We start from the raw sequence: 1,097 nt of genomic DNA on the forward strand, positions 1-1,097 counted from the left end.
TGGTGGGTCGGGGTCGCCGTGTAGGAGTTCGTCGGGGTGGTGGGCGTGGTTGATGCGTGGTGGGGTGGTGTCGTCGGTCCAGGCCAGGCGGCCGTTGCGGACTTCGGCGTTCCAGTGGCCGTTGGTGAGCAGCGCGTGGTCGGGTGCGCAGCCGAAGAACAGGGCGTCGGCGTCGGTGCGGCCGTCGGGGTGCCAGTCGGGGCTGTGGTGGACTTCGCAGTGGTAGCCGGGTGCTAGGCAGTCGGGGCGGGTGCAGCCGCCGTCGCGGGCGTAGCAGATGATGCGTTGGTCGGTGGTGGCGATGCGGGTTTGACGGCCCAGGTACAGCGGCCGGTTGGTGTGTTCGTCGAACACGGCCAGGTAGTGGATGGCGTCGGTGGCCATCCGGATGACATCGCGCATCGGCAGGGCGCTGCCGCCGCCGGTGCGGGCCGGGCCGGGCATCGGGACGGCGGGGTCGTTGACGGCGTGGGCGGCCTGGTTGAGTTCGGCCAGGGTGGTGCGCACGATCACGGTGACGGGGTGACCGCGATGAGAGCCCAGCTGCGCGGAGGCGATAGCGGCCTTCAACGCGAGTTTGACGCCGTCGTGGCGGCGTTGGGACATGGTGCGCTCATCGGGGGTGTTTTCGACGGTGCCGTCGGGCAGGTGGCGGCCCGGGCGGACGGCGGCGGTGACGGCTTCGAGGTAGGCGCGGGTTTCGGGGTCGATCCAGCCGGACAGTTTGGACATGCCGTCGGTGCCTTGCCGGCCCAGGGACAGGCCGCGCCGGCGGGCGCGGTCGGATTCGTCGAAGTGCCCGTCGGGGTTGAACACCTCGTCGAGGTGATCACCGAGTTCCTCGACGAAATCGGCGTCATGGCGGCCGGCTTCGCGGACCAGGGTGTGTTCGACGTCGGCGCGGTCGGTGGCCGAGGTGCACGACGGCAACCGGCCCAGGGTTTTGAGGATCACCCGCAGGTGATCCTCGCCCAGGGCTCCGTTGTGCACGGCCTGCGCCACCACCGCCAACTCGGCCGGCAGCGGCGGGCCGGCCAGTTGGCGGCGCGGGGTGATCCGGGCGGCGGTCTTGATGCGGCGTTTGACCTCGCGGGTCG

Annotated in this window: 1 protein-coding gene; it reads right to left on the reverse strand. The window is 71.1% G+C overall.

Features of this window, described 5'->3' with window-relative positions; genetic code table 11:
- Window positions 1-1,097: DUF222 domain-containing protein (locus JDV09_RS06180; protein ID WP_221368246.1), on the reverse strand; the 1,097-nt coding region annotated here is incomplete at both ends.

Origin of the sequence: Mycolicibacterium xanthum (assembly GCF_019710635.1) — a bacterium.
GTDB lineage: Bacteria > Actinomycetota > Actinomycetes > Mycobacteriales > Mycobacteriaceae > Mycobacterium > Mycobacterium xanthum.